6 protein-coding genes are annotated in these 8,508 nt (G+C 72.7%); 2 read left to right on the forward strand and 4 right to left on the reverse strand.

Annotated elements, in window-relative coordinates; translation table 11 throughout:
• Window position 1 precedes the first annotated feature (1 nt).
• Entirely contained in the window at window positions 2-448 is a 447-nt protein-coding gene (locus tag AB1460_RS26255; protein WP_368964783.1) for a PH domain-containing protein, read from the forward strand.
• Window positions 449-498: 50 nt separating this feature from the next.
• Here the strand turns inward: AB1460_RS26255 and AB1460_RS26260 are convergent, their stop codons facing one another.
• On the reverse strand, window positions 499-1,281 hold the full coding sequence (locus AB1460_RS26260; protein WP_368964784.1) for a rhomboid family intramembrane serine protease: 783 nt from the start codon (window positions 1,279-1,281) through the stop codon (window positions 499-501).
• Window positions 1,282-1,685: 404 nt separating this feature from the next.
• Window positions 1,686-2,213 carry a peptidylprolyl isomerase gene (locus AB1460_RS26265; protein WP_018636603.1) on the reverse strand — a complete coding sequence of 176 codons (528 nt, stop codon included), beginning with the start codon at window positions 2,211-2,213 and terminating at the stop codon, window positions 1,686-1,688.
• A gap of 308 nt (window positions 2,214-2,521) precedes the next feature.
• Between AB1460_RS26265 and AB1460_RS26270 the strand changes: the two genes are divergently transcribed.
• Window positions 2,522-3,247, forward strand: coding sequence for a hypothetical protein (locus AB1460_RS26270; RefSeq protein WP_368964785.1), 726 nt, complete (start codon window positions 2,522-2,524; stop codon window positions 3,245-3,247).
• Window positions 3,248-3,325: 78 nt separating this feature from the next.
• Here AB1460_RS26270 and AB1460_RS26275 read toward each other — a convergent pair whose 3' ends face one another.
• Entirely contained in the window at window positions 3,326-5,149 is a 1,824-nt protein-coding gene (locus AB1460_RS26275) for an FAD-dependent oxidoreductase (protein ID WP_368964786.1), read from the reverse strand.
• Between the two features lie 80 nt (window positions 5,150-5,229).
• On the reverse strand, window positions 5,230-7,476 hold the full coding sequence (locus AB1460_RS26280; RefSeq protein ID WP_368964787.1) for a hypothetical protein: 2,247 nt from the start codon (window positions 7,474-7,476) through the stop codon (window positions 5,230-5,232).
• Window positions 7,477-8,508: the final 1,032 nt, after the last annotated feature.

An 8,508-nucleotide genomic window follows, 5' to 3' on the forward strand; every position in this document is an offset into this window, starting at 1 on the left:
CGTGGCACCGCAGAAGCTTTCCTGGTCTCCCTCGCTGTTGCGGTGCGCCGCGTACGCGGCGGGCGGCGGCGCCCTGCTCGTCGTCGCCGCCGTCGAGAGCCTGGCCTGGCGGGCGGCGTCCCTCGACAACGCGGGACGCCTGCTCGTCGGTCTGGTCGGGCTGGGGCTGGTGGGGCTGGCCGTCCGGGACGCGGCAGGCCGGCCCGCGCTGCGACTGACCGCCGGCGGACTCGACTACGTGGACGGGCTGCGCCGCCGGCACCTGCCGTGGGCCGCGGTGCTCGGCGTCCGTTCCTCGGCCCTGACCCACAACCGCCGCCTCGTCCACGTGCGCACCCTGGAGATCGAGACCCTCGACGGACCGGTGCTGCTCAGCCGCCGACAGCTTGGCGCGGATCCGGAGCGGGTGGCGGAGGTCATCGAGGAGCAGCGCGCCCGGCTCGGCTGAGAACGGTCGGGCCGGCCGGACCGGGTCGGGTCAGGCGCGATCGGGCACGGTCAGGCGCCGAGAACCGGCAGGCCGAGGGACGCGGTCTTTGCGAAGGCCACAGCGAAGAACACAGCGATCAGCGCAAGCACGCCCGCCGCCTGTACCGGCGCGCGCCGCGCCGGTACATAGGCGTAGATCAGTCCCACCAGTGCACCGGCGGCCAGGCCGCCGATGTGCCCCCAGCGATCGATGTTGTTCAGGGTGAACGTGATCGCGAAGTTGAGCACGATCAGGATCAGGATCTGGGTCGTGTCGGCCCGCATTCGCCGGGCGATCACGTAGAAGGCACCGAAGAAGCCGAAGATGGCGGTCGACGCGCCGAGGGAGTACGCATCCAGGCCGTTGACCACGTAGCTCAGCACGTTCCCGCCAACGGCGCCGGCGAGGAAGAGCCCGATGAGCCGCACCCGCCCGATGATCGCCTCGAGCTGGTAGCCCAGCACGAACAGGGCATACAGGTTCACCAGGATGTGCAGGTAGTGGCCGTGCAGGAAGGCGGCACTGACGAGGCGGTAGTACTGGCCGTGCAGGGCGACGTCCACACCGCTGAGCAGGAAGTCCTGGCTGAACCGGTTGACGTCGTTCGCGTTGCGGCTGAGCCCGGGCAGGTCCTGCAGGACGTAGGCGACAACGCACAGGCCGAGGAGAACCTGGGTGACCAGCCCCTGCCGGCCGACCCGCCGCCGCGCCCCGAAGCTCGTGCGGTCGCCGGAGCGACGGGCCGGGCCCTGCCGGTCCGAGCCGGCACCGGACTCCTCGGGGCAGTGGAAGCCGACCGCCGCCGGACGCATGCAGTCCGGGCAGATCGGCCGCCCGCACCGCTGGCAGGAGACGTAGGTTTCCCGCTCCGGGTGGCGATAGCAGTGCGGAAGGTGCGGTGGCCCCGCGGGCGCCGGGCTCCCGGCCGCCGGGCCGGGCGGGCCGGGCGATGCAGGCCCACCCGGCTGCCCGGGCCCACCGGACTGGCCGGGCTGCCCCGGCAGAACCGGCTGTTCCGGTTGGCCGGAGAGGACCGGACCGCCCGGTGGGAGGGGTCGGCTCCACTGCCCAGGCTCGTCGGCGCGCGGCGCAGGAGCGCCACGTTCCGCGTCACCTGCCGGCGGATGCGTCACAGCCGGCCCCGCCGCACCGCAGCACCGCGATCATGACAGGCCGCCACGCGCGCCACCCCCGCCCTCATGGTCGTTTCGACGCCTCAGACGGGCCGGGTGTCGATGACGATCTCGTTGATCACCACGTCGGTCAACGGGCGGTCCTGCGCGCCCGTCTGGGCCTTGCCGATCGCGTCCACGACCTCGGTGCCCCGCGCGACCTCACCGAAGATCGTGTGCTTGCGGTTCAGCCAGTCGGTGGCGGCCGTGGTGATGAAGAACTGGGAACCGTTCGTGCCCGGACCGGCGTTCGCCATCGCGAGCAGGTACGGGCGGTTGAACTGCAGGTCCGGGTGGAACTCGTCGGCGAACTTGTAGCCGGGGCCGCCGCGGCCGTTACCCAGCGGGTCACCACCCTGGATCATGAAGTTCGGGATCACGCGGTGGAAGATCGTTCCGCTGTACAGCGGGACGCCGGTCTTCTTCTCGCCGGTCTGCGGGTCGGCCCACTCCCGGCTCCCGGTGGCAAGCCCGACGAAGTTCTTGACCGTCTTCGGGGCATGATCGGGAAACAGCCTGACCTCGATGTCGCCCTGAGTCGTGCGCAGCGTCGCGTACAGCTCCTCGGCCATGAGCCTGCCTTCTCTCCGTCTTTTCGGCATGTACCTCTTGTCTCGCCCGATCGTATGCCGGGCCCACGACGGCAGCGGCCACCGCCGATCCCACCGGACGCCCTCGGCGGACAGCATCGGGCATGTGTCGCAAGCGTAGGTGACACGACCCGAGGGCCCGTCACGTTGTAACGGCCAACGGACGGGGTACGGGACACTGCACAGATCTTGACGGCGCGTTTCACCCGGGTGGGGCTTCGGGCGCCTGCCGCACGGCACGCCTTCACCTCCGATCGCGACATCAACGACGCAGTCAGCGAAGGGAAGCCATGAGCACGACGACACTCAAGGACAGGCTCGCGCACGTCACAGAGGCCGCGCCGGTGAGCGGGATCCCGGGCGCCGCGCGCAACGTGGCTGATCGCGCCGGCGCCGCCGCGGCGAAGGCCGCGGTGAAGGCGGGCAGTACCGCCGGGTCCGCCGCACACGCGACCCGTGACGCCGGAAGCACACTGGCGCACCGGGTCTCCGATGTCTCCAGCACCGGTGGGAGCGCCGCCGGCAAGGCGGCCAGCCGGGCCGCCGGGCTCGCCGCCGGCAAGGCCTCGGAGGCGTCGGGCCGTACCGCGCGGCGGATCGAGAAGGCACGTTCGAGCGCGGAGATCTCGGCGGAGCGGGCGCGGATGGCGACCGAGCTGCGTCTGGAGAAGTCGCGCTCGCGCCGCGCCGTCCGCTCGGAGTCGAAGGCCCGGGCGCAGGCCGACCGGGCCCAGGAGCTGCTGGAGAAGCGACTGGCGAAGGCGGAGCACCGGCTCGCCCGGGTCCACCGCCGGCGGCGGCGCGGGTTCGTCACTCTGCTGCTCGTCGGCAGCGGCGCCGCGGCGGCCGTGGCCGCCCGCCGCTACCTGGCCTCGGCCGATGCCGAGGAGGTCACCGCCCAGCCGGTCCCGCCGGTCCGGAACAACATCACCGAGGGCGTCGGGCCGGAGGTGACGTCCGGTATGGAGGAGATGCCCGGCGTGGACGCCATGACCGAGGCCGGCCGCCACACCTGACCGAGCCGGCTCTGCGGAGCGGCCCGGCCCCGGGGGCAGGCCTCGGGGCCGGGCCCAGGCCCAGGCCCAGGCCCAGGGTCAGCTCACCGTGTAGTGCCCGGGCGCGCCAGCCGGCACGGCCGGGTGGGACGGTGCCACCGGGGCGACTCGCCGATACGGCGCTCCCATCGGGGGCCGCGGGTCGGCGTCGCCCCGGTTCGGCCAGAACGCCATGGCCCGCTCGGCCATCGCGGTGATGGTGAGCGACGGGTTGACCCCCAGGTTCGCCGGCACCGCCGCACCGTCGACGACATGCAGACCCGGATGACCGAACACCCGATGGTAGGGGTCTATCACTCCATGCGACGGATCTTCGGACAGCGCCGCCCCACCGAGAATGTGCGCGGTGATCGGGACGTTCGCCAGTTCGGTGATCACCCCGCCGGCGTGGCCCCCCATCCGTTCGGCGACCAGCCGCGCCGCCTGGTTGCCCTCGGGAATCCAGGTCGGGCTCGGCTCACCGTGGCCGGCCCGGCTGGTCAGCCAGGAGGTCCCGAACGGGCCCCGACGCCGGCGGACCGTCAGCGAGTTGTCCCGTGACTGCATCACCAGAGCGATCATGGTTCGCTCCGACCAGCGCCACGGCACCCCGAGCAGGGCGAGGTACGGGCGTCGCGCCACCGTTCGCAGGAAGGCCACCCAACGAGGCAGCCGACCACCGCCGTCCGTCATCGCGCCCGACAGCAGTGCCATCAGATTGCTGCCGCGGCCATAACGGACGGGTTCCACATGCGTGTGGTCGTTCGGGTAGAACGACGACGTGATCGCCACTCCGCGGGCGATGCGGCCGTCCGGCAGCGGCCGGGTCGCACCGAGGATGGCCTCGGAGTTCGTCCTGGTCAGGTGGCCCAGGCGCGGCGACAGATCCGGCAGCTGACCGCCGTCCCGCATCGCCAGCAGCAGGCGCTGCGTACCCAGGGCGCCCGCGGCGAACACGACCTGCCGCGCCGTCCAGTGGCCCGCGCCGCGGTCACCCGGGCGCCGGGCGCCGGTGCGGACCGTCTGGATCTCGTAGCCGCCGCGGCCGTCGGGCCGGACCCCTCGCACGGTCGTGTCCGGCACCACCCGGGCACCGCGCTGTTCGGCCAGGTAGAGGTAGTTGCGGTCGAGGGTGTTCTTGGCGCCGCGTCGGCAGCCGGTCATGCACTCGCCGCACTCCACGCAGCCGGTGCGGCTGGGCCCGGCCCCGCCGAAGTACGGGTCCGGCACGGTGACTCCGGGTTCACGCCGGCCGTCGCGGCCGAAGAAGACGCCGACGTCGGTCAGGCGGAAGGTGTCGCCGACGCCCATGTCGTGCGCGACTGCCTGGAAGACCTCGTCGGCCATGGACATCGAGGGGTTCCGGGTGGCGCCGAGCATGCGCTCGGCCTGGTCGTAGTACGGCGCCAGCTCGGCCCGCCAGTCCGTGACACCGGCCCACTGCGGATCCGTGTAGAAGGCGTCCAGCGGACGGTACAGCGTGTTCGCGTACACCACGGACCCGCCGCCGACGGCCGCGCCGGACAGGACGAGCACCCGCCCCAGCAGCGTGATCCGCTGGATGCCGTGGCAGCCGAGGCGGGGTAGCCACAGGTACCGGCGGACGTCCCAGCTCGTCTTCGGCAGCGTCGCCGGGCTGAACCGGCGACCTGCCTCGATCACCGTGACCCGGTAGCCCTTCTCCGCCAGGCGCAGTGCGGCGACACTCCCTCCGAATCCGCTCCCGACCACGAGGACGTCGCAGTCGTTCCCGGCGGCCGTGCTTCCGGAGGTGGGCTCCGTCCCGGATCTCGGCTCGACCCCGGCTCCGGTGTCGACCCCGGCTCCGGTGTCGACCCCGTTGCCGGTGGCCGCCCAGGCCCGTTCGGTGTCGTCGCCGCCCATGGAACCCATCATGCCGCTGCACACGGAGCGTCGCTGAGAGCCGGGTCGAGCGCGAGGTGGGGCCGAGTGCGGCAGCGGCCTCACACGCCCGCTGTCGGTTCCACCTCCGGATCTTCGGTGCCCGCGCCCTGCCCCACGCTGTCCGGCGGCGCCACCACGGCCGCGCCCGCGGCGATCTCCGTCACCTTGGCCATCGCGGCCTGGAGTGCCTCCTCACGATCATGCGCTTCCTGCCTGTCCTTGGCCTCCTGTTTCTCCCGGGCCTCCTGGGCCCCCGCCGCCGCGGCGGCGGCGATGGCGGCCAGGTCGGGAGGCGGAGGAGGAGGCGGAGGAGGCAGATCCGCCGAAACCGTCGGCCTGGTCGGGGGGGCCGGCTCGCGCCCAGGATCAACGGGCTCAGCTGGCTCGGGCTGGGCAGCCCTCGCAGACCCGCGTTTCGCGACGGCGGATCTCGGCGGCGTCGGTGGTGTGCCGGCGCCCGGCAGTGGGGGGCCGGGCGGCTCCTCGCCGCCGCCCGGCGGTGACGCAGCCGAGGGCGCGGGCTGTTTCCTGGTCGCCGCGGTGGTCACCGATGTCACCGGGCCGAGCGGGCTGTCCGACGGTCGGGGGCCCGGCCGGGCCGGCCGGTCCGGCATGGACTGCCAGCCCAGGCATGAACGGCAACTGCACTGGGTGACACCACGCGGCAGCCGGTCCATCCGCCAGCGGATGTTGTCCACAACCCCGTCCCCGTTGACCCACACCCCGGTCGCGACGAAGTTGACCAGGTGGGTGGCCAGCTCGACCGGAGCCCAAGTGCCGTCAGAGAGCACGTCGAAGACCTGCTGACGCAGCACGTCGAAATCCTCGACCGGCCCGCGGAGCAGGTTGGCAAGCGTGTCGATCACCTGCCCGGCGGCTGTCCACAGCTCCGCGGTCTCCGGATCAAGTTCCGGTTCCGGCTCCGGCTCCGGCTCGGGTTCGGGTTCCGGAGTCGGCTGCGCCGCTTCCTGCGCCGGAGGCGTGCTGTCCGAGCCGACGGCGGCCTCCGGCCGAACCACGGGTGACGGGTCCGGATGCCGCGGACTCTCTCCGGCCTGGCGGTTCGGCGTCGCTTCCTCGCCCGCGGACCGCGGACCCGGCGTGCGCAGGGCCGTCGACTCACCGACCGGCGCGGTCCCGCCCGATGTATCCGGGGCGGAGACTCCTCCGGCCGGTTCCTGCACGGCGGAGATCCCCTCGGCGGCGATGCCCTCGGCGAACCCACCGCGGGACGGCGCGGCCGCTGCTGGTGCGCTCGCCGTTGGTGCCGCCAGCGGTGCGCCCGCGGCAGGCGCGCCGCTCGCCGCAGAGCCGCCGGCGCAGATTCCTCCGGCCACGGTAGGCCTCGCGCGGGTCATGTCGGAGGCGACGGCCTGCAGGTGTGGGCCGGAGTTCCCGTGGCCCCCGCCCGACCCCGCCGGGCCGACGGTGCCGACCACCGGGCCGAAGGGAACGTAGGGCGTCTCGCCCACAGCCATCGCGCGCTCGCCGTAGCCGACTTCGGGGCCGGCCTCGGAGGAGGCGCCGGGCACGGCGGGCTGGGGGCCGGCGGGGTTCGTCGACCCCGGTGCCGCACGCAGGTCCGTGTCGGCTGACGGCGGGAGTGTGCGCGGCTTGCGACGGATCCGCATGATGCCCCGGCCGCCTGCGCCGTAGGTCGGGTGCTTGCGGCGGCGGATGAGCGCCGGACGTTCCAGTGACGCCCCGGCGAAGTAGCCGGTGTCGGGGCCCGCGGGGCCCGCCTGCTCGCCCGCCGCGCGAACGGCGGACTCGGCGCAAACGCCCGCGGTCGGGACGGCGGCGATGCCACGTGGGTCCCCACCCTGCGGCGCGGCGGCTGGGACCGCGGTACAGGGGGCGGCCGTCGCTCCCGCAACGGTGCCGCCGGGCTGCCCGCCCTGCTCGGTACCCGACCCGGCGAGCCGGTAGCCACCCGTGCGCGCCACCGCCTCCGGCACGCTCAGCAGATAGCGCGCCGTTCGGCCCGCCGCCGGGCGGTGGATCGTCACGAGCCAGCCGTTGGTACGCAGTGCCGACAGCTGCCGCTGGGCGTGGGTGCGGCTGTAGTTGGTCTGCTCACAGAGCAGCGCCAGGCCGGGAGAGGTTATGTAGGAGCCGGCCGGCGCCGGGAGCGCCGCGGCCTCACTGTGCGTGCAGATCGTGAACGCGACGAGCTTCATCGCGGGAGTCACGCCCGACTTGGCGTTGAGGAGGGCGTCGTGCCAGTCCGCCATGCTCGCGACCGGCACTCCTCGATCGGGAGTGCTGACCATCACTAGCGCGCCAGGAAGGACTAACTGGGTCATGGTGTCGGAAGCCACGTTCCTCCTCCCTCAAGTGGCCTGATGCTCCCGGTCTCCGGAACTGCGGCCGGGCCTGCTTCGCCGCTCGCGACCGCCCGGTCACGGAGCGGCCGGCGGCGGCTGACGGTTGCAAGGTCTTTGCTACCAGTCAGGAGACCGTCCGGTGATGCTGAGATCACGTTTCCGTGCGGTCTCGTAGTTGTCCGATCGGTTTTTCCGGCGATTGGCCGGGGTTGTGGGCGGGCTGCCGGCACGCAAGACCATCATCCGGGAGCGGTGCTCGTCGAATGCACCTTTGTCATCCGTGACCGGCCGGGGCTACTCGCCGGACCCCGGGGTCGAAGGAACAAGGATACGCGGGCCTTCGTCCGGTCCCGCACGCTACTCCGCCTCGCCCCGGGACACGCCGGACGTGACGGCTGTCCGCCCACGCGGAGAACACACCCTCCTCACCAGCAACGGGTAACCGCCGGGTCACCTGCGGCGCGGAAGGTAGCGGACGATGCCCTTTCGCAGGCTGCGCAGTGCGCGCCCGATGCCGCAGCGCACATGAGGGACACACGGGGAGCACCCGGCCATCGTCGCCGCAATCGCCGCGGAGGGGTCGCGCCCTTCCGTCGGAGAGGGCTTCCGGCGATGTCCCCGACGCGTCGCACACAGTGCACAGAGTTCACACGGAGCACACATCGCGCGGCGCGGACAGACCTTCACGGCACACGATGGACGTCCGAACACGTCTGATTCGAGGATTTTTCTCCACTACGCGGGTCCGACCGTCTCGAAACACAACGATGGAGATCTATAGCAGCAATCATCGCTGGGCCTGAAGGTCGACTGTTACCACAAAGGCGACAACTGATTGCGGCTCACGAGGCGCCGGGTCCCATGCGCGGCCACCACCGAGCACCAACGGCCTGCTTCTGGACGGCCGGGTTCCCGCGAGGTGGGCCGGGTAGGTGCCCATCGTCGGCCGGGGCCGGGGGAGGCGCCGTGGCCGCGGCCGACGATGGGCACCTACCCGGCCCACCTCGCGGG

The sequence above is a fragment of the Parafrankia sp. FMc2 genome, assembly GCF_041008525.1.
In the GTDB taxonomy this organism is placed as follows: domain Bacteria; phylum Actinomycetota; class Actinomycetes; order Frankiales; family Frankiaceae; genus Parafrankia.